Below are 21202 nucleotides of genomic sequence, written 5' to 3'. Positions count from 1 at the left end.
TTCTTCACGAAGTGGTCAAACAGGCACGCTGTATTCGTACCTGTTTGCCACCAGTAGAAGTGCTATTTTTACTCCACAATAATTTCATCAGCGAAGATCCAGGCTGGTTTTCCGGCTCCGGGATGCCCTTCGGGGCAAAGTGTACTTTTGGCAGTCACCCGAATATAGCGTGCCTTTTGCGCTTTAAATTCACTTTTAAAGTCGTGTTGAGCCAACTCTTCGTTGCGGTCAACCGGATTGGCAAGGTTTGCCAATTGCCTAAAGTTTTTGCCATCGGTTGAAACTTCAAAATTGACTGATGAGGGCATAAAAATCCAATCGCGGTACTTTTGCAGGCAGCCCAGCGTGATACTGCTGATTGTTTTGCTTTCGCCTAAATCGATGGTCGCAACCAGGTCTGTTCCGTTGAAACCGTGCCAGTATTTTCCGACGGTTTCGGTTCCGCGAACACCATCGGTCAGCGAGTTAGGGCCATCGGCCTGGTAGTAGCGGCTCACCGGTTTTGTGTATTCAACAGCCCGCCCAATCGCCTGGTGCATCACAAATGTTTGCTCGGCAGGCTTAAAACCTTTCACCTGACCACCAACCACATTGGAAGCTTTCAGCACGGTGCTGGCTTTGATTTCCACGGGCTCCGTGTATTTGGGGCTGGCGGCAGTAAGCTCGCTACCATCAAGGGTGTAATGTATTTCGGCATTTAAAATTTCGGTCGTCAATTCAACCTTCAGCTTGCCGTTTGTTGATGTCGGTTTAATATGAACGGTGTAGTTTCCGCCACAGTAGCGCAAGCCTTTTTGTTCGAAAGCCCGGAATTGATTTTGCAGGCGCAGGTTGAAACTCGTCCAATCCTTTTGTGCCGCAGGGGTCCACACGACTTCAGCCAGGGCCAGCATACGTGGCAACACCATATATTCGAGGTACTCCGGAGTGGTGATGTATTCGGTCCAGACATTGGCCTGAGCCCCCAACACATATTGGGCCTGCTCTTCATTCAGTTCCGCAGGAATTGGCTCATAATCGTACACCTTTTGCAAGGTATTAAAACCACCAATGGCCATTGGCTCGCCTTCAGGTCCGGCCTGATAGTGGTCGAAATAGCAAGGGCTGCCTGGGGTCATCACCACATCGTGGCCCATTTTCGCCGCTTCAATACCACCGGCTTCGCCTCGCCAGCTCATTACCGTAGCTTCGGGCGCCAGTCCACCTTCCAGAATTTCGTCCCAGCCAATCATTTTGCGGCCTTTGCTGATGAGGAATTTCTCCATGCGCTGGATGAAATAGCTTTGCAGCTCATTTTCATCTTTCAGCTTTTCCTTTTTCATGCGGGCCTGGCAACGCTCGCAAGCTTTCCAGGAATCTTTGTTCACCTCGTCGCCGCCAATGTGGATGTATGTTGAAGGGAACAGCTCGATTACTTCACTCAGAACATCTTCCAGGAAGTGAAAAACCTCTTCGTTTCCCGGGCAATAGTTCGACGACATATCGGTATAATCGCCACCGGTAAGCGGAAGCTGTGGTTTTTGCTTACAGCTCAGCTCCGGATACGCTGCAATAGCCGATGCCACGTGTCCGGGCATCTCGATTTCCGGCACAATGGTCACGTTTCGTTCGGCAGCATAGCGAACAATCTCCTTAATTTGTTCCTGGGTATAGTAGCCGCCGTAAGTTGGTTTCTCGCCGTCCTTAGCTTGCGGACGCTGGTCCCAGGGCAGTTGGGTTTGATCCACACGCCACGCGCCAATATCAGTCAGTTTGGGATACTTCTTAATTTCAATTCGCCAGCCCTGGTCGTCGACCAAATGCCAATGAAAGGTATTCAATTTGTAAGAAGCCATCAGGTCGATGTACTCTTTAACCACTTCGGGACCAAAAAAGTGACGGCTCACATCGAGGTGCATGCCGCGCCATTTAAACCTCGGGTAATCAGTAATCGACAAACAAGGGATTTCCAGCGCCGCATTGGTACGAATAGCAGGCAGCAACTGCAACAGCGACTGCATACCATAAATAATACCGGCCTTGGTATTGGCGCGCAGGTCAATTTTTTCGGGGGTCACATCGAGCTGGTAGCCTTCTGCTCCAATTGTTGGCAGTTCCTGCAGGCTCAATGCAATGGTTTTGGTTTTCTGTTGGTTGGTTACGAGTTGATAAGCAGAAATATGTGCTACCGCATTGGCAAAAAAATCGGCAGCCTGCTTAAGTTCCTGCTGTGTTTTATCAAACTGAATGCCGGTTTCACCGTCGATGATAAAACTACCCTGCTTAAGCTGAACCGACACCGGTTGCGGAATAATCGGCAACAGGTTTTCGGCAAAGAGCAAAAACGGGCAGCAAAAAACCCAAAGACTGAGAATAATTTTCTTCATAATGATCTATTGTTTATTGTTTCTAAGAAATGTGTTTTCGTTGGCTTTCTGATACACGCGTACCCAATCGACCTGCATTTCCACAGGAAGATGATCGGAATTGACCGGCCCGGCCCAGCTGCCGCCCAGCGCCTGGTCGAGAATGATATAAAATTGTTGATCGAAGGGCCACTGAGCTACTCCCAAGCCATCAACTTTGGGATAGCTAAATGTTTGGCTCCCATTAACGAAAAAATCGAGTCGATCGGGATACCATTCCAGGCTGAATACATTGAACTCTTCCGGCTTAAAAGAGGCTGTAGAAAAGTATTTGGGATTATCTTTTTGTTTTAAAACATCCACATATTCGGTGTGGACGGTTTGATAGACGATGGTGTCAAAATTCAGCTGTTCCACGATATCAATTTCTCCGCTGCGCGGCCATGAACCATAAACACTCTTCTCGGGCATCAGCCAGATAGCCGGCCACGAACCTTGTCCTTTACCAAGCCTGGCACGCACTTCAACCTTACCATACCGAAAGGAGAATTTTCCTTTTGTTGAGATGCAGCCGGTGCGATAAGGAATGGTGTCAGCTGTGTTGGTGTTTGGGGTACCCCGCAAGTGCAGCATCCCATTGATCAGTTCCGCATTTTGCAGGTCATCGCTACAATAACAGGCCCAATCGGCACTCTTGCGGCCGGAGAAACTCCACCAGTTTTCATCGGGCTGACCATCGCCCTGAAACTCATCGCTCCAAACCAATTTCCAGTCCGATTTGATCACCTGCCCGTGTACCGGGCCAAATACAATCAAGCCAAACAATAGCAGCAACAGGCGGCAAAGTCTGTTTGTCGTTACAATCATGTCTTGTTTTTCTGTTTTCGAGGCTTCACAAAAATACTTAAAGATTCCAGAATCCTGATGACGAATAGCCCTTATAACGCAATGAGGCCTCTCCCTTAATGCTGGAGAGGCCTCAAGGCTATATTTCAATTCTGCTGTGCACAAGTACTATTCTGTGGCACCACTATTGGCTTCCAATGGCCACCCCGGGTTCTGATAGATTGTAGAGGTAGTCAAATCAGAGGTATTTTCAGCTGTAATAATAAAATGCTGAATGGCAATTGGCGACAGATAGTGAGCGGCAGTCCAACGATAACCGTCGAGCACCTGGTTCGAACTGCTCAGTACAACACGGTAAGGACGCATATACTCGCTTTCCGACGACTTGGAGATATTCGCTGTTTGATCTGGCGTTCCGGCCTCAATCAACAAAGAATTACCGTCTTCATCCTGATACCAATCCTGCATCGGTCCCCAAATTTTGAAACCTTCAATAATATAAGGGTTGGTTTTGAGTTGATCCAAGGCTCTCCAACGTTTCAGGTCGAACATGCGAAGACCTTCAGCCATCAATTCGCAACGACGTTCGCGACGAATGTTATACAATACTTTGTCGGTTAGCAGCTGACCGGCAGAGTATGCTGCGAAGTCATTTTTCGCTTCTTCACTCATCACTGTTGCGTTAACTGTTACATTATAGTCCGGATTAACACCGGCGCGTTCGCGAATCGCTCTCCAGTATTGGTCAGCCTTGGCGTCAATCTGGCCGCTTTTCAAATACGAAGCTTCAATGTAGTTCAGGTAGGCTTCAACAGCACGGAAAACAATGCTCCCCGTTGAACCGGCACTTCCTTCCGACTGTGCCGCCAGATATGAAAAGCCTTTTTTCAGGGCATAACCTGTTACATAGCGAACTTCGTTAATTCCCAGAATATCGGGGTATCCTTCCAAAATAGGCGCACCATCCGTATTCTGCTTATCAATATAACGCAGGTCGCCAGGCACTTTCATAAACAATTGCAGACGATTGTCGCGATCGATTTTAACCATCTGTGTTGAATCGTCGCCGGCATATCCCGAAGCGTCATCATAGATTGGCAAACCGTTAGCCATCACAAAATTATCAACAAACCCTCTAGTAAAACCGGTATTACCACCGTTCTGATTCACATAGTGGTTCACATTATGGTTGATCCCTAAACTGGCGTCGTATTCGCGCCACAGCAACACTTCACTGTAACCATCCAGATCGAAATCGGCAAACATCTGAGCATAAGGGTTGGTCGACGAGTCGTAACCATCATCTTTGGTGTTTTCAACCAAAGATACGGCATCGGCCACCTCGGCAGCAGCATTCATCGCCTGAGTCAGGAAATAATCGATTTCAGTATCAATATTGAATCCTGAAACGGTAGCCGCATCACCAGGCCATCCCGGACCACCAGGAACCTGTGCCGTACCTTTGTGATATTTCAACCAGGTAGCCTCGTGCAAAGCAACACGCGATTTCATGAGATAAGCAGCTTGCTTCGAGATCCGGTTTTTACCGTAAGGTGGATTATCCTGCAACAACATAATGGCTGAATCCAGATCAGACAGGATAAAGTGGGCAACCTCATTACGCGGACGACGAACGGAAGCCGCTTTCAACTCAGCCATTTCGTCCTTAAGGGTACGACGAACGATTGGAAAATCGCCATAAGTCTCCACTTTCCCGAAATACTCGTAAGCTCTCAGGAAATAAGCTTCACCAACATAGTGATCAATATTATCGGCATTACCCGAAATTTCGCCGGCTTGCCAACGAGGCAACACGGTTTCCAGAAAGTAGTTGCAATTGCGAATTGCGCTAAAGTTCCAGTCGCCACCTGACTGCGGCACACGCCACTCGCCGGGCACCCACCTGGTGGAATAACTACTGGTTGCCTGATTGTCGGTATTGTTGTCGGTTGCAAAGGTGCCGGGTCCCCAACCGCTGTGGGTCGGAAAATCATATTGATTGATCGTATAGGCAGCCAGATCGGCCTCGCTCCACAAATAATCGTTTGGCGTGACATTGGACAGAGGCTCCCTGTCGAGAAAATCATTGCAGGACGTAAAAGAGAGTGCCGCTAAAGCAATGACCATGAATTTTTTGATGCTATATTTTTGATTCATGATTCTGTATTTTTAAAAGTTAACACTTAGACCACAAGAAACAACCTTGGCTAACGGGTAAGTTTTTCCGTCACTCCATCCACCCAATCCGACTGTTTCGGGGTCGAATGTATCAATCAGGCTTGTGAAAGTCAACAGGTTGTCTCCCGACAAGAAGAATCGTGCTTTTGAGATTCCAATTCGGTTGGTCAAAGACTTCGGCAAAGTATAACCAACCTGAATGTTTTTCAAACGCATATAAGCGGCGCTTTGTACATAACGGGTTTGCGTTTGCTGGTTTTTGCCGGTGTTGAAATATGGTTTCGGGAAGTACGAATCCAGGTTCACATCAGCATGTCCGGCCTGCACCATCACCGATGATTCGTCGCGGAAGTAATCCATGTGTGTTGTAAAACCGGCCGACTGCCACATACCGCCGCTGGCTCCCCAGAAGTAAGGACCATTAGGCATCCAGTCTCTTTTGGCCACACCTTGCAGCAAAATTCTAAAATCGAATCCTTTGTAGTCACCCCCCAGGTCGAGGCTGAAACGATATCGTGGTGTTGAGTTACCGATAATGCGACGGTCGCCGGTATCACCCAAAATACCTGAACCACCGTCGATTTTGTGGTCATCGTTCAGGTCAGCATACATGATATCACCTGCTCCCCACTGGCTGGCCAGGTTACTTTGGCTAACGTCAGCCAAATGTGCATCCATTTCAGCCTGCGTTTTAGCAATACCAATCGTTGTGTATCCCCAGATGTCACCCATTTTTTCTCCTTCGTACCAGGTGCTGATATTTCCGGTCGGGTTCGGGTAGCTGGTTACTTTTTGCTGGTCGTCAGACAAGACTGCTCTCACCGAGTAGTTGAATTTTCCGATGCGGTCTTTCCAGTGCGCCTCCAATTCGAAACCGTAGGATTCCATATCGGCATTGTTAATTTGAGGCACGCTTGTTCCCAAAACTACCGGCAACTCAGGTGCTGGCCCTACCATATCGAAAGTATTTCGTTTGAAGTAGTCCGCATTCACTGTCAGTCGGTTTGAGAACATGGACAAGTCCAGGCCAACGTTCCACGTTGATACCTTTTCCCAAGTCAGCAGCGAGCTCACAAGGCCTGGAGCACTGGCTGTATTAGGCTTTTGCCCCCCCAGCAACCACGAGCCACTGTTGATGCCAACAGGCATCTGCGAGTAGAACGGATACCAGTTTGATGTATTTTGGTTACCCAGCTCACCGTAAGAACCTCTTAACTTGAATGTTTGGAAGATGTGGTCTAATGTCCAAAAGTTTTCCTTTGCGATATTCCACCCCAACGAAACAGAGGGGAAGACGTTCCAGCGCTTGTCGCCGATGAAGCGGGAAGTACCATCGTAACGGCCATTCACCTCCAATAGGTAGCGTTCTTTGTAGTTGTAGTTTAAACGTCCGAAGAAACCGGCTGTTGCCCAATGTTGATACTGACCTTCAGTCGCTTTACTGTTATCAGTCGCCGTGTTGATCGTTGGCAATGAAGGAGAAATCAACCCGCTTCGCGAAGCACCTAAAGTGCGGTACTTCATCAACTCTGAGTTGAAACCGGCCATCACCTTGAAGTAGTGATCTTCGTTTAGTTTGAACTCATAATCGGTATAAATGTTAGACGTAAAGAAATTATCGGCACGGTCGTATTCATAAACCGAGCTGTAACCAGCAGAGTTCCAACCAACACCAACAGCATACGGATTATTATTCACATCGTAAGCGTAAGCAGGAAGCACATCCTGGTGGTAGGTGTAGTATTTTACCCGGTAGTTTCCTTCGGCATAAATGTTCCACCCCTTGATTGGGCTAACAATCAACTGCCCCTGCTGGTAAATCCAGTCTGAACGATCATTGGTACGACCACCTTGAGTCAACTGCACCATCTCACCACTAGCCTCGGTATAGTGTCCGTTCGGATCGGTCACCGGGTTAGTCGGCCAGCGACGGGCAATATTGTGGAAATACAAACCGGACTGTTGTGTTGCTTTTTCATAGTCTTCGCGAATCAACTTCGAGCTGTAGTTGAATTTAATCTTTTTCGACAAGGTCGCGTTGATTTTCGCAGTCACAGCATAGCGGCTAAACTGGTCGTCCGAGTACTTGGCCAAACCTTCCTGATCCAAAAAGTTACCGGACACATAGTACTTCACATTTTCAGATCCGCCATTGATACTTAACGAATGTTCCTGAGCGAAAGCAGCATCGCGGTACAGCTCGTCAAACCAATCTGTATTGGCATTGGCTCCCGTATAAAACTGCCAGCGGTCGCCATTGTTATTGGGCACTGTTCCGTAGTCAATTTCACCAGCCTGGTATTGCAAAATACGTTCAATAATCTCGTCCGTAAATTTGGCTCCTTCACCACCATTAGCGGCAGCTTCGTTCCAGTACAAGGCAAAACTATAGGAATCCAGCATCTTGGGTAATCCAAGCGGCATGGTCATCCGGAAGTTGTTGTTGTAATTGATATTTGTTACGCCAGCCTTACCTGTTTTCGTGGTAATCAAAACCACACCAAAGGCAGCGCGCGATCCGTAAATAGAAGCCGCGGCAGCATCTTTCAATACCGAAATGCTTTCGATATCCTGCGGGTTCAACGCGTTCATATCCCCTTCCATCCCGTCGATCAATACGAGCGGAGAAGCATTTGATCCGGAACCAATGGTACCGGTACCACGAATATTGAAGCTTAAGTTTTGGTTTAGCTCACCTCCCAAACCGGAAGTTGAGAAGTTCAACCCGGGAACAATCCCTTGCAGCGCCTGGCCAACATTCTGCACCGGACGTGATTCCAGAGCTTCGGCACTAACAGCCGATACCGCACCAGTCAAGTTCACTTTTTTCTGCGTACCGTACCCTACTGCAACAACCTCCTCAATTCCAACGGTTTCTTCCTCCAGTACCACATCAATTGTTTTCTCCTGGCCCACGACAACTTCCTGCGCGCGCATTCCAACAAAGGAGAAGACCAAAGTTGCGCCACTAGGAATATTCTTCAACGAGTACATCCCGTTACCATCGGTAATCGTTCCGTCGGAAGTCCCTTTAAGAACAACCGTCACCCCGGGCAATGGAAAATCGGTGTTATCGGTTACTTTACCGGTAATGGTACGCACGGGTTGCTGCGCAACAACTTCGTCAGACGAGAGAACAATCTGACGGTCCATCACCCGGTAGTTAACTGCAGTACCGGCAAATAGCTGATCCAGTACTTTTTCAATGGGAAGGTCTTTAGCCTGCAAGCTGGCCCGCCGATTGACATCGACCATATCCCGGTTATACAAAAATACGTAGTCGCTTTGCTGCTCTATTTCATATAAAGCATCCTCCACCGACACATTTTTGACGTTTATCGTCAATTGTGTTCGCTGCGAATAGCCAGCAACTGCGTAAGTTTGCATTAAACCTACTAGAAATAAAAAAGTTGTTAACTTCATCATAAGCAATAGTTTCCCAAACTTATCCCTTCCGGGTAAGCCTTTACAATCATTTTTTTTCATACTTTTACAGTGATTAATTCTTACAATTAATTAAAAATCAAATTTTAGGATGCGGATAATGTTGGGGCATTATCTGCATTTCTTTTGTGTTACATAGGCAATTTGTTTTTTATATCTTTTTTCGTTTAACTACTACTTTTCCTTTGACTTGTTTACCATCCTTCGTCAGGTAAGCTTTTGTGTATTCAAACTGCATTTGGGGAGCTGAAACTTTCAGCAATTGCAGGATTTGTTCGAGGCTTTCATTGCGAAAGGTGGCATTGTACTGGTAGCCGGCCAGGCTCGGGTCGTCGAATTCGAACACCACATTATACTGCCGTTGCAACACCCGAACAATCTCATCCAGTGATGTATTCCGAAAGATGAGTTTACCGTCTTTCCAGCACAGCAAAGGCTCCAAATCATTTTTGGCAATACTCAGCGAATGCTCATTGCGATGGTAGACCGAAACTTCGCCCGGGTGCAAAAAGGCTTCTTTTCCTTTCAGGTCGAGAGCGACACTTCCCTCCTCCAGGGCCACAACAACGTGGTCTTCGTCGGCGTAATCATTCACATTGAAGCGGGTTCCGTAGACTTTTACCGTAGGCCCGGAGTTTTGAACTAAAAAGGGTTTACTTTCTTTTTCGATGTCGAAGAAGGCCTCACCTTCCAAACGCACTTCACGTTGGTTATCGGCAAAAAATGCCGGGTACGTGAGACGGGAACCCGAGTTCAGCCAAACCTTTGATCCATCGGGTAAATCAACAACGGTACGGGTGCCAATGGGAGCCTGCACAGCAATATTCTTTCCGCTCTGACCGGCAACAAAAGCGCTGTATTGTTTTTGCAAACGCGCCTGATTAAAATACAGGAAGGCGGTAGTGAGCAACAGTGGCAAAAAGAATGCAGCAGCAATGCGCATCAACAGCACCGAAGGAGCAATTTTTTTACGGCTACGATCCTGATTTTTTCGCAAAACGCCATTTTGCCACATATAGGCAATCTCCTGATCGGAAATTGAAGGAGCAGCAAAGGACAATGCCGAGGCAACTTTCACGGCATCATCAAACTCCCTTCCTTGATCGGGGTATTGTGTTTTCCAGCTTGCCCAGTATTCCGGATTGGAACAAGGTTCGCCTTTAGCCCAGCGAACAAACTGCTCGTCGCCCAAAAGACTGTTAAACACGAATTGATTAAAGTTCTGCATTTGCGGTTGTTTTATAGTATAGAGCAAAGCAGCGTCTTTTATACTCAGTGTTTCGAAAAAAAATTAACTTTTTTTTGCAAAAAAGAGTTTCAGGAAGATTTCGGCATCCAGGGAAGGGATAATTTTACGCCCATCAAGGTCGTTTCGGATCTGTTCGAGTGCGCGAAACAGCAGGTTACGCACCGATTGAACTTTCATATCCATCACCGAAGCAATTTCATCAAAGTCCAGTTCATTTTTAAAGCGCAAGAAGATTACCTCGCGCTGCCGCTCGGTTAATTTGGTCAGGCTATTGGCCATCAATTGCCGGAACTCGGAGCCCAGCTCCTGGTGAATCAGAAAATCCTCGGACGAAAAACAAAATCCATCCGGTGTTTGCTCGTCAGCATTTTCGGTGTTCCGGAGTTTTTGCACATTGCGCAGTAAGCTGCGGCGAAGCGAAACGTAAAGGTAAGCATTGATATTGGAGATTGGCGCAAGTTGATTTTCGCGATTCAGCAAGTCAGCGAAAATGTCCTGTATTGTGTCTTTTACCAGCTCGGAATGCCCGACAAGCTTTAGTCCGTAATGGTATAGCTTGTTGAACTGACTGCGAAATAAAGCACCCAGATACTCGGTTCGGGAACTATCCATTTCCTGAATCGAACGATCTGCCAAGCTATCTTCCCTAAATTTCCTCATGTCATTCCGCATTACAGTCGTTTACCATCTAAAATTACCATTCGCACACCATGCCTTATGCCCAAAACAGAATCAGAAAAACGTGATTCACCTCTGCCTTGAACAAACGAACAAACCAGCATACAAGTCCCTGGGGCTGTATGCCGGTTTGCTAAAATAAGTATTTCTTTGTCGAATACTAGAGCTTCTTAGTCAGATTTTTACAGCCTTCCACGCTTACATTCGTCAATGGAACCAGGGTAAAGCTGTATTCATGCACTTCGTGTCCGTTTAGCACATATTGCCGTTGCGGACGTGCTCCCCAGCTGTTGTCGCCGCCCACACCACGCTGTGCGAGGTCGATATTCAGCTGTACCAAATCACGTTCTTTAATATCATTGATATGCTTGCTGCCGTTTACTTCGGGGATACCATCGATCCGGAATTCGGGTTCCACATCGGCATTTCCTTCGTAATCGAGGCCTTCGGTGGTGTCGAAGTCCTCGTTCAGCATGTGCAGGGCGCTCATACCCAAACCTTGTTGTGGTTGATTGCAAACAACCAGCAGCCCGTCGCCGTCGGCATTCGTCAGGGCCAACCAATCGACATCGGTTTTGTAGCCATTCTCCTGCGGACGTACATACGGCACATATTGCTCGCTAACGGTCGACTGATACAGGTCGAGAAAGGCTGAAGCTTTGCGATCGACATAATTCTCCCAGGGTCCGCGACCAAACCAGCTCAGTTGCTGATATTCGGCCGGCAGCTGCATGCGCATTCCCACACGCGGGATATCGGCTTTGTATTCGGTTACATTCAACTTATTGGAAACACGAACCACGCCGGTTCCGGCAATTTCGTAAACCGATTCGAAAGTTGTATTAACTCCCGGCAATTCGTAAGTGACGGCCAGCTCCACCAAATTTGCTTCAACTTGTTTGGTTGCGAGCTTGGTTACTTTCGAGAATAAGGATGCTTTTTTCCACTCGCGGTTATTAAACTGCATGCGGTTGCCGAAGTCGTTATCGGTTGGTGCGCGCCAGAAGTTTGGCATGGGCCCTTTGCCGTCTTTCAACAGCTCGTTGCCCTGATAGCGGTAGGAAACCAGTCGTCCTTCAGCCTGGCTGAAAACCACTTCAACCTGACTGTTGGAAACAGTTAGCAATCCATCTTTTTTCGTAACCGAAAGTTCTGCTCCGTGCTCAGCAGCCACCTGTTCTGCTTTATACAGCTTGGTCAGTTCAATCTGCTCATGAGCTACTTCGAAACCTTTTGGCAGCAGGCCCCAGTCGTTTTTCAATGTTGCCGACAGCTGCACAAAATAGCGGGTGTTAGGCTGCACATCGATACCCGAAAGGGGAATGCGGATCAGTTTTCCGGTATGCGTTTCCACTTCCAGATCGTTCAATTCAATGGTCTTCAGTATTTCGCCATCAGCCTTAATTTGTGCCGTAAAGTTGAAAGCACTCAGGTTGGTGAAGTCGTACAGGTTTTCGATGAACACACGCTGCTCGTTATGTCCGTTGATGTCTTCATCTTTAAAATTGATGAACTCGTGCACTTTTTTCACTTCGTACAAGCCCGGTTGCGGACTGCGGTCGGGGAATACAATGCCGTTGTTCAGGAAGGTGTTGTCGGTTGGCATATTGACGCCATAGTCGCCACCGTAGGCATAAAAACGCTCGCCTTTCTCATTGGTTTTCCAGATCGACTGATCGACCCAGTCCCAGATGAAACCACCCTGCAGGTTGTCGTATTGCTCAATCACATCCCAGTAATCCTGGAAGTTTCCGGTGCTGTTTCCCATCGCATGAGCATACTCGCTGGGAATAAAGGGGCGGTCGGTTTTGTGCTTACCGATGTACTCAAAATAGCCGGGCGACGGATATTGTGGCACAATAATGTCGGTATTCCAGTCCATGTCCAGATCACTGGCGTCGTAGTCCTTGTACGGACGTTCGTATTGTACCGGACGTTTTTGCACATCAGCCTCTTTCATGGCTTTGTAGCCGGCATAAAAGTTCACACCATTTCCGGCTTCGTTCCCCATACTCCAGATGATTACCGAAGGATGATTTTTATCGCGTTGCACCATGCGCACCATGCGTTCAACGTGCTGCTGCTCCCACTCGGGCTTTTTGGCCAGCGAATGATCACCGTAGTACATCCCGTGCGATTCAATATTAGCCTCGTCCACGACGTAAATACCGTGCTCGTCGCACAGCTCGTAAAAACGGGATGCCCGCGGATAGTGGCTCAAACGCACTGCATTGATGTTATTTTCTTTCCACAAGCGGATATCTTTCAGCATAAGCTCTTCGCTCATCACATGGCCGGTTTCGGGATCTGCCTCCTGGGTGTTCACACCTTTCAGGGTAATGCGCTGCCCGTTTACCAACAACAAGCCTTGCTTGATTTCCACTTTGCGGAATCCCAGCTTGATCGCTGTTGCTTCGAGCGTATTTCCTTTCTTGTCCTGAACATTTAACAAAAGGGTATACAAGTGGGGATGCTCAGCGTTCCAGGGAAGCACATTCTTAACAGTCAACTGCGGGAAAGTCACTGCCGACGTTTGCATTCCGGCCAGATCAACAGCTTGGTTGCCGCCGGCCACTTGCTGACCGCTGGCATCTGTCAGCTGATAAAATACACGAACTTTGCCCGCTTTTGCCAGGTGATTTTGCAAGGCCACGTTCAGGTTGAGCGTTCCGTTTTGGTAACTGCCATCGAGCGAAGCATTGGCTTCAACATCAGCAATGCGCATTTTAGGCTGTGCATACAAATACACGCTGCGTTCGATACCGCTCATCCGCCAGAAGTCCTGGCATTCGAGGAATGAACCATCTGTCCAGCGGAAAATTTGCAGGGCGATGGTATTTTCACCTTGCTGCAGATAAGGCGTAATGTTGAACTCGGCCGGCAATTTGCTGCCTTGCGAGTAGCCAACAAACTCGCCGTTAATCCATACAAAACCACCGGATTTCATCGCTCCGATGTGCAGGAAAATTTCTTTTCCGTCCCAATCATCGGCCAGCGTGAAACTTCTGCGGTACGATCCAACGGGATTGTAGTCGTGCGGTACTTTTCCGGGATATTTCGGGTAGATTTTGTCTTCAAACTCAATCTCGGGCGAAACCGGCGCTTTGTAGTCGGCAAACTCATATTGATGGTTCACGTAGATTGGCACGCCATAACCTTCCACTTCCCAGTTCGAAGGCACTTTAATATCGTCCCAGTCAGCAACCGAAACCGCAGGTTCCATAAAGGTTACCGGGCGGTCTTTCGGCGAGCGCACCCATTTGAATTTCCAGGTACCATCGAGGTACTGACGTGTCGAAAGATCGGTCGCGTTCGTATTCAACGCCTCCGACACCGACGCTGCCGAACCATACGAAGCGTGCGCAGGCGCTTTGTTCAGACCAATCATCTCAACGTTTTCAACGTAATCCCAGGGATTGGCAACAGGATCAGCCTGCTGGCTGTACCCGAGCTTCGCCAAACCAATGATGGCCATAAAAATGAATAATTTTCTCATCGGATTATAATCTGTTTTATCTCTGTTTTTAAATGACATAAAACGGATCCGGGAACAGCCCGGGTCCGTTTTTTTTCAAGCAGATGACACTGCTGGCCAATCAGCCCTGCCGTCGGAACAGCATCCTTTTAAGGCGCTCGTCCGATTTCGACCGGCAAGTACGGCCGGCGGTGCCTATACAAACACTAATACGTATAATCTTCCAGTTTAATCAAGCTGAATTTCTCATCGCCGGATTTTCTGTACTCCAGATTGAAGTAGTTCCACGATTGCGGGAAGCCGCCGATGTTGTTATTCAGGTAGACAATCTTAACCGGGTGTTTTCCTTTGGCCAGTGCCATGCTTGCATTGCTGCGCGAGAAGCGCTTCACTTCGCCATCGTTATTCACCAGCAATTGGTCGCCAATAAAGAACTGGTCGAAATTAGTCTGGAACTCATAAATACCATTTTCCGGTAGTTCGATGTAGCCATCCAGCACTGCTGCTGTCGGTGTTTTGTAGTCGTTAATCGTCTTCAGGTTCTTGCGGTCTACTGCAATGTCGGTCCATTGATCAACCGACTCCGTATCTTTCACCTGTACAAAAATACCTTCGGCATAGCGTCCGTTCAACCCGCTGTGGCTTGTTTCAACCGTTGCTGCCGGAGCATAATCCTGCTTTTCAACCTGAATGGTGCGCACAGCACTCATTTTTCCGCTGTTCAAAACGGAACGGATTTTCACCGTCGCATTTTCAGTAAAAGACAGGGGCGACCCGTACACTTGCGAGTTTTGGTCAGGCTCGGTTCCATCGAGGGTATATACCATTTTGATTGGCCGGCTTGTGCTAAAATCGAGGGTGATGGAGTCGGTAAAAGCCATCTGGTTTAACGGACCTTCCGGAAGTGGAATATGGTAATTGATTCCGTGGTAGTCGAGACGCACAAACTGCGGATCCATGCGTTTCAGGAAATCATCGAAGTTTTTGTTTTCAACTTGCGTCCAGCCCACTTCGGCCAGTGCGATAATACGCGGATAAATGCGGTATTCGAACATTTCGGGAGTGTACATGTATTCCGACCACACATTGCCCTGTGTGCCGAGAATATACTTAGCTTGCTCGCCTTCCAGTTCCTTGGGAACGGGGTTGTAGCTGTACGATTCTTCCAGAGTGGTGTAGCCGCCAATAGCAACGGGTTCAACCTTGCTGCTTCCCTGGTAGTGGTCCAGGTACACCCAGTTTCCGGGAGTCATAATAACGTCGTGTCCTTGTTTGGCGGCTTCAATACCACCTTCTTCGCCCCGCCATGACATCACGGTTGCCGAAGGAGCCAGTCCACCTTCGAGGATTTCGTCCCAGCCAATCATTTTTTTGCCATGAGCCAGCAACACTTTTTCGATGCGTTGTACAAAGTAGCTTTGCAGCTCGTGTTCGTTTTTCAAGCCCTCTTTGCGCATGCGTCGTTGACAGTCGGGGCACTTTTTCCAACGGTCTTTGGGACACTCGTCGCCACCAATGTGGAAATACTCGTAAGGGAACAAAGGCACCACTTCGTCGATGATATCTTCCAGAAAGTGGAAAACTTCTTCTTTACCGGCACAGTACACATCGGGTTCGACGCCCCACACGTTGCGCACCTCGAAAGGCCCGCCGGTACACGACAACTCGGGATAGCCAACCAGGGCAGCCAGCGAGTGGCCGGGCAGCTCAATCTCGGGAACGACGTTGATGAAACGCTCGGCAGCATAAGCCACTACTTCGCGCACTTCATCCTGGGTGTAAAAACCGCCGTAAACCGATCCGTCGCCTTCAACCCGTTTTGAGCCCAGCTCGGTTAGTTTCGGATATTTTTTGATTTCAATCCGCCAACCCTGATCTTCAGTCAGGTGCCAGTGAAAAGTATTCATCTTGAACAGGGCCATCACATCCAGTTGCTTTTTAATAAACTCAACCGGCACAAAATGGCGGCACACATCCAGGTGCATTCCGCGCCACACAAAACGCGGGGCATCGTCGATCTGCACAAAGGGAATGCTCCAGCATACATCGTCAACCACGGTTGTGCTTTCGATTGCCGGCGGCAGCAATTGCAACATGCTCACCAGCCCGTAAAAAGCACCACGCTCGGTGCCGGCTTTCACCTGTACGCCGCTTTTATCAACGGTCAGCTCATAAGCTTCGTCGCCCTTAGTCCAGGCCGGATCCAGCTCAACGGCAATAAAGTTTGATGACGGCTTCTCATCCGTTACTACGAGCTCGAAGCCCGCTGCCTGACTAAAACGCTGATTGATCAGGCCTGCGACTTTTTGCAGTTTCTCGCTCCCGGGGAGCACAAGACTTGTTTTTTTGGTGACGGTAAACGCTCCGTCCTGACGAACCAACTGGTTCGGTTGGGGGACAATGGCAACGGGCAAATCGCCTTTCGGGCAATTACTGCACGAGACCATCGCGAATAAAACTGCACAAAGTGGTACTAATTTTCGAAGGATCTTCATGTTTCTGTTATTAATTGTTTAATAGATTTTCAATTGTGTATTTTCTTCTTGGTTGATGCAGCGAACGCCGGTATTGTCACCGCCGGCGAGCGTCAGCAGAACAGGCGTTTTGAATTTACTGCTAGCATGCATAAAAGCAGGCACGCCAACTGTTACCGGCCCCACTTTCCTCGAGAGAGCTTTGATAAACGAACGACAATTATTTTCTTCCATAGTTATATAATTAGTTCTGAGTTTTACTCGATTTCGTGACTTCCGAATAGCAATCCGGGATTCGTCAAGTGGTTTTAACTCCTCAAATATATAAGTTTTTGCGTGTTCGTGCACACGCCGAGGGTGAAAATTCGCCCGTTTTTCGCCGATTTTTTGCAGCTCAAACTACAAAAGATCATCTCGCCGCGAACAAAGTAGATTCACCCGTGATTTCGACGTCTTCCACAGTCATCGCAATCACCAATTTGACAGCCTCAACAGCCCACAATTAAATTCAACGCTTATTGAGGCGGCCAACGATCTTCCGAGTATCGCCCTCAAAAAAAACCGACATGATTCCCCGGAGAATCACCAACAGAGATGAAAGTTTCGAATTTTTTCAACGATGCTGTTGTCGTGGTTGTCTCAAGTTGTCGGGTTGTCGTTCCACATCTAATCAAAACCTCTATTGGCATGGCGCCATAGTCTCTTTGCATGGTAGACTTTCTGCAAAAAACCTTCATAATTCCGGGGAATCACCAACAGAGATGAAAGTGGATTCTTTTGAATTAGATTGACCCTCCCATTCCGACAAAGTCGGAATTTCCCTCCCTCGCGAGGGAGGGCCAGGGTGGGTACATTAGATCGAAGGTAAAAGCAGAAGAAGACTTTCATAAAAAACAACAGTCCGACCTTCCCACCCCCGCAGCCCCACTCGCGTGCTCGAGCACAATTTTATTACTCAGAAGTGAGATAATTTGAAATTATGCGCTACCTTAGCCTCATCGTCATCACAATTACGGAAGTCTGAAACCAACAGATTTCCACATTCAGAAATAAAAACAAAAGCTACGGTACAAAAACTTGCGCACAACTGAAGCCTAAAAAAAATCAAGAGCAAAAAACGAAAAGCACGATATTTTATTACGGCGACTGCAAAAGCTGATTAACCATCAAAAACAGGGTAAAAAAAAAACAGAATACACGATCGGAAGATCGAAAGCAATAGTTTTAAAATTTACAAACAAAGCAATTCAGAATTTATCATGAAAGTGCCTTTTATCGACTACCAGGCAAACACGGCGGCAGAGCTAACTGCTGCGCTTGTGCCGGTTAAAGCAACACCAATCGCCATTTTTTCGTGGGATGAGCAAAGCCCCAAACCGGATGTTCAGTTTAAAATTGCTCATAATAATGAAGCCATTCTGCTGCAATACCAAGTACGCGAAAGCGAGCTGATTGCCCGCTACAGCCATAACAACGAGCCCGTGTATAAAGATAGCTGCGTTGAGTTTTTCGTATCGTTTACCGGTGGCAAGGACTATTACAATCTGGAGTTCAACAGCCTGGGTACTTGCCTGGGAGGTTATGGCCCTGAGCGACAAAACCGCGAGCGGTTAAGTGCGGATACCCTCCGCCAAATCAAGCTGCAATCAACCATCAGCCGCAATAGTGCGGAGCAGCCCGATTGCATCGAATGGCAGCTCAACATCCTGATTCCGGCAAGCGTTTTTCAACACACACCAATTGACACACTGGCCGGGCTTAAGGCAGACGCCAATTTCTACAAATGTGGCGACGAGCTTAGTCAACCGCACTACCTAAGCTGGAAAAAAATAGATACGCCAACGCCTGATTTTCATCAACCGCCTTATTTTGGGAAAATCGAATTCGAGGGATAACATCAACCGCTGCACCGCAGGCCGGAATTTGCTTTTTACGCAAAGCTTCGGCTTGCAAACCGGCTGATTACAAGGAAAGCGACGAGAGAAACTGAAAATTAGCGTTAGAAATTATACTTTTACGCGCAAAATTCAAGCATAAGACAAATTGTATGGCGAAAAAGAGCATAGCCAGAATTAAAGATATTGCTGAAAGAGCAAAAGTTTCAACCGGCACGGTGGACCGGGTGCTGCACAACCGCGGACGTGTTTCGGAGGACGTGAAGCAACGCGTACTGGCTATTGTAAAAGAGTTGAACTATGAACCCAACATTCTGGCGCAAGCCCTAAAATCGAGCCGAAAGTTTACCCTGGCCGCGCTAACGCCCGATCCCAAAGCCGACGAATACTGGGAGGCACCAATGCAAGGAATTGAACAGGCCGAACACGATCACCGGCAGTTCGGGCTCGAAGTTAAAATCCACACCTTCAACCCGGCCGACCAAAATTCCTTTAAGGATACCATTTCAAAGATTGACAAAAACAGCTACGACGGTATTTTGCTGGCTCCTATTTTTGGAACGGAATCACTCTCGTACATGAGTGAGTGGAAAAGCGCCGGCATTCCATTTTGCTTATTTAACACGCATATTCCGGACTACGAGCCGCTCACCTATATCGGGCAGGACTCGTACCAAAGTGGTATTCTGGCCGCCAAATTATTGCACTATGGCCATCCGGCGCCGACCACCTTCGTTGTTGCCCACGTTGACGAAGACCTGAAAAACTCGCCTCACCTGATCCGAAAAGAAATTGGCTTTACCGACTATTTTCAGCAAGCCAATTTAAGCGATTTCAATATTGTAAAACTTGAGTTGAACGACCGCAACAACAAAGCTGCTTTCTACGGACAACTGGAACGCTTTTTAGCAGAACATCCGGACACAAGCGGCATTTTTGTCACCAACTCGAGAGCCTTTCATATTGCCGCGTTTTTAGAGGAAAAGCAACTCGGACATATCCGGCTTATCGGTTATGACTTACTTCCCCAAAACATTGACTACCTGAATGCTGACCGGATTAACTTTATCATCAACCAGAATCCGTTTAGTCAGGGCTACTTTGGCATTAAAACACTAGCCGACTTTCTGATTTTTAAAATCAAGCCGGCCGCCATCAAGTATCTGCCACTGGACTTAATTACCAAAGAAAACCTAAGATATTACTTAAACAGCAGCAGCTCGGTGGCTGATATTCTGAGCATACAGCATTAGAAAGAGCCGAAATAACCGGATCTTCGAAAACATCGATTCTGGCTGGAAACAAAGCAAGCCGCCAACCGAGCAAATACCCCACAAGTTGATTACCCGCATCCGTATGCAATACAAATTTATCTAAAATATCGGCTATGTTAATTGTATTTGGAATTATCATCGCTGGTTTCATCACCGGCTTATTGATCAGGCAGCAACAGCTGAAGCACATGCCACAGCTTATCACGATGGTAATATGGGTACTTTTATTTCTGCTCGGACTCGACGTGGGCTCGAACCCTCAGGTTATCGATCAAATTGGAACGCTGGGCTGGAGCGCATTTATCCTGTTTTTCTTCTCTGTTACCGGAAGTATTGGAGCTGCCTATCTGCTTCAGCATTTCATAAAAATGAACAACCGGAAAAGACAATCCCGATGAAAGGAAGCCTTCTTATTCTCGCATTCTTCACCCTCGGATGTTTTGCCGGATACAACCATTGGCTTCCTTCGGAATGGAGCGGCTCAACCGTGAGTACAATTGTCTTATACATACTTATGTTTTGTGTTGGCATCGCATTGGGACACGACAAGACGCTTCTGGACAAACTAAAAGGGATTGACCGACGACAGGTATTTTTGCCATTCATGACGATGGCCGGCACCCTGGCGGGCTGCCTTGTAGCGTCAGCCTTTATTAACAACACCGCTTCGGAAAGCATGGCTGTTGGAAGCGGCTTTGCCTACTATTCGTTGTCGAGTATTTTTATTGCAGACTTCAAAGGCCCGGAACTGGGCACCATTGCACTCTTATGCAACATCATGCGCGAGCTTTTTGCCCTGCTCTTTATTCCGATTCTTGTCAGGTGGTTTGGCCCTTTGTCTGCCATTTCAACCGGCGGAGCAACAACTTTCGACACCACCCTGCCGGTTATCAGTCAAAGTATGGAAAAGGAATATGTGATCGTTGCCGTTTTTCATGGTATCATCCTCGATTTCAGTGTTCCTTTTCTGGTGACCTTCTTTTGTTCAATTTAATCGATCAACGTCAACACCAATTTGTATTCAGCTTTACACCAAAAGTTCATAAACTAAAAGAGGTTAACCGAGAGCACTCTCCATTAACCTCTTTGCCTGAAACAAGCGGTGAGCCCCGGAAGGAACCGTTTTTTCGATCCGAAAAATTGACTCGGTAATTTCCGGGCTTCACCGGCTCGTCTGCCATTCGCTCGACGAAAGCCTAAAGCTTACTTCAAAAACGATTCTTCATCGTCGAAGGGATAGCGAACAAAGGCTTCAATCGCTTCATATTCGGTCAGACCAAGTTGATCGTAGATTTGCGCTGTTGTGCGGTTACGCTCTTCGGCACGTTGCCAAAATTCGCGTTT

General features: G+C 47.7%; 13 protein-coding genes. 4 read left to right on the top strand and 9 right to left on the bottom strand.

Annotated features, from left to right (window positions below; translation table 11 throughout):
* Window positions 1-68 precede the first annotated feature (68 nt).
* The 9 genes from C8N47_RS16080 to C8N47_RS16040 all read right to left on the bottom strand — a co-directional run bounded on the left by C8N47_RS16080 (window position 69) and on the right by C8N47_RS16040 (window position 16923).
* Complete coding sequence (locus C8N47_RS16080; protein WP_107823597.1) at window positions 69-2366, bottom strand: glycoside hydrolase family 20 protein; 2298 nt, start codon at window positions 2364-2366, stop codon at window positions 69-71.
* A 6-nt stretch (window positions 2367-2372) separates the two neighbouring features.
* Window positions 2373-3212, bottom strand: coding sequence for a glycoside hydrolase family 16 protein (locus tag C8N47_RS16075; protein WP_107823596.1), 840 nt, complete (start codon window positions 3210-3212; stop codon window positions 2373-2375).
* A gap of 147 nt (window positions 3213-3359) precedes the next feature.
* Window positions 3360-5348, bottom strand: coding sequence for a RagB/SusD family nutrient uptake outer membrane protein (locus C8N47_RS16070; RefSeq protein WP_107823595.1), 1989 nt, complete (start codon window positions 5346-5348; stop codon window positions 3360-3362).
* Between the two features lie 12 nt (window positions 5349-5360).
* The gene (locus C8N47_RS16065; protein WP_211316177.1) at window positions 5361-8795 is read right to left on the bottom strand and encodes a TonB-dependent receptor; all 3435 of its coding nucleotides are present in this window, start codon (window positions 8793-8795) and stop codon (window positions 5361-5363) included.
* A 169-nt stretch (window positions 8796-8964) separates the two neighbouring features.
* Window positions 8965-10041 (bottom strand): FecR family protein, encoded by a 1077-nt coding sequence (locus C8N47_RS16060; RefSeq protein WP_107823594.1) that lies wholly within the window; start codon window positions 10039-10041, stop codon window positions 8965-8967.
* 63 nt (window positions 10042-10104) lie between these two features.
* A complete protein-coding gene (locus tag C8N47_RS16055) occupies window positions 10105-10722 on the bottom strand; it encodes an RNA polymerase sigma factor (RefSeq protein ID WP_170111426.1) in 618 nt (205 codons plus the stop codon).
* 178 nt (window positions 10723-10900) lie between these two features.
* Window positions 10901-14236: a glycoside hydrolase family 2 TIM barrel-domain containing protein gene (locus C8N47_RS16050; RefSeq protein WP_107823592.1), complete on the bottom strand. Its 3336-nt coding sequence runs from the start codon at window positions 14234-14236 to the stop codon at window positions 10901-10903.
* 185 nt (window positions 14237-14421) lie between these two features.
* The gene (locus C8N47_RS16045) at window positions 14422-16710 is read right to left on the bottom strand and encodes a family 20 glycosylhydrolase (RefSeq protein WP_107823591.1); all 2289 of its coding nucleotides are present in this window, start codon (window positions 16708-16710) and stop codon (window positions 14422-14424) included.
* A gap of 18 nt (window positions 16711-16728) precedes the next feature.
* Window positions 16729-16923 (bottom strand): hypothetical protein, encoded by a 195-nt coding sequence (locus tag C8N47_RS16040; protein ID WP_107823590.1) that lies wholly within the window; start codon window positions 16921-16923, stop codon window positions 16729-16731.
* Between the two features lie 1025 nt (window positions 16924-17948).
* On the opposite strand from C8N47_RS16040, the gene C8N47_RS16035 reads away from it, so the two are divergent.
* The 4 genes from C8N47_RS16035 to C8N47_RS16020 all read left to right on the top strand — a co-directional run bounded on the left by C8N47_RS16035 (window position 17949) and on the right by C8N47_RS16020 (window position 20852).
* Window positions 17949-18584, top strand: a complete 636-nt coding sequence (locus C8N47_RS16035; RefSeq protein WP_107823589.1) for a carbohydrate-binding family 9-like protein — start codon at window positions 17949-17951, stop codon at window positions 18582-18584.
* 152 nt (window positions 18585-18736) lie between these two features.
* Window positions 18737-19837, top strand: a complete 1101-nt coding sequence (locus C8N47_RS16030; protein WP_107823588.1) for a LacI family DNA-binding transcriptional regulator — start codon at window positions 18737-18739, stop codon at window positions 19835-19837.
* Between the two features lie 134 nt (window positions 19838-19971).
* Complete coding sequence (locus C8N47_RS16025; protein ID WP_107823587.1) at window positions 19972-20256, top strand: LysO family transporter; 285 nt, start codon at window positions 19972-19974, stop codon at window positions 20254-20256.
* Complete coding sequence (locus C8N47_RS16020) at window positions 20253-20852, top strand: LysO family transporter (RefSeq protein ID WP_107823586.1); 600 nt, start codon at window positions 20253-20255, stop codon at window positions 20850-20852. The genes C8N47_RS16025 and C8N47_RS16020 overlap by 4 nt, the downstream gene beginning before the upstream one ends.
* Window positions 20853-21202: the final 350 nt, after the last annotated feature.

Origin of the sequence: Mangrovibacterium marinum (assembly GCF_003046625.1) — a bacterium.
GTDB lineage: Bacteria > Bacteroidota > Bacteroidia > Bacteroidales > Prolixibacteraceae > Mangrovibacterium > Mangrovibacterium marinum.
The sequence above is the reverse complement of the archived record's forward strand: the minus strand, read 5'-3'. Positions and strand labels throughout refer to the sequence as shown.